The following is a 606-nucleotide window of genomic DNA, read 5'->3' as shown; positions in this document are numbered from 1 at the left end:
TGCCTTTGCCGCAATCCATACTTACATCAAGCGCAGCCAGGAACCTACCCAGGTAACGGCTGATACTCATCCGGAAGTCATAAAATCAGATTCCGCAAAGCAGGTAGCAGCAACGGATTCCCTGACTCATCCGAAACCAGAAAAGCCAGCCATTCACAAGACTTTCGAGAATGTGGCTTTCGAGCAGATACTTTCTGAAATTGCTTCTTATTATGATTTACAAGTGAAGTTTGAGAATAACGAGGACAAGACCCTCCGCCTCTATTACGAATGGAACAGTCATTCGAGCATCGAGAACATCGTAAAAGAACTGAACCAATTCGAGAATGTAAACATCGAATTGCAACAAAACGAGCTGATTGTAAAATAACAAATAAAAAGCAACATCATTATGAGAAGATTTTCAGCCATCATATTCCTGCTGTGCACGTTCGCCCTGGCGATGAGCGCACAGCACATCCAGCGCAACTATCACGACCGCAGCATGTCGGACGTCCTCATCGACCTCGACAAGGCTTCCAAGCGCTACAAAATCAGTTTCATCTACAACGAACTGGAGGATTTCACAGTTACCCAGAACGTGAAGACAGCCAATATTCCCGATGC

At 45.2% G+C, this 606-nt stretch carries 2 protein-coding genes; both read left to right on the top strand.

The features are described from left to right. The coding region (locus tag DW657_RS17450; RefSeq protein WP_199658383.1) for a DUF4974 domain-containing protein at window positions 1-370 on the top strand (370 nt) is incomplete at its 5' end. A gap of 21 nt (window positions 371-391) precedes the next feature. After that, on the top strand, window positions 392-606 hold a 215-nt coding region (locus DW657_RS17445), incomplete at its 3' end, for a hypothetical protein (RefSeq protein ID WP_147382004.1).

The sequence above is a fragment of the Prevotella sp. AM23-5 genome, from assembly GCF_003473645.1.
Lineage (GTDB): Bacteria > Bacteroidota > Bacteroidia > Bacteroidales > Bacteroidaceae > Prevotella > Prevotella copri_A.
This window is presented reverse-complemented; position numbering and strand designations above follow the sequence as displayed.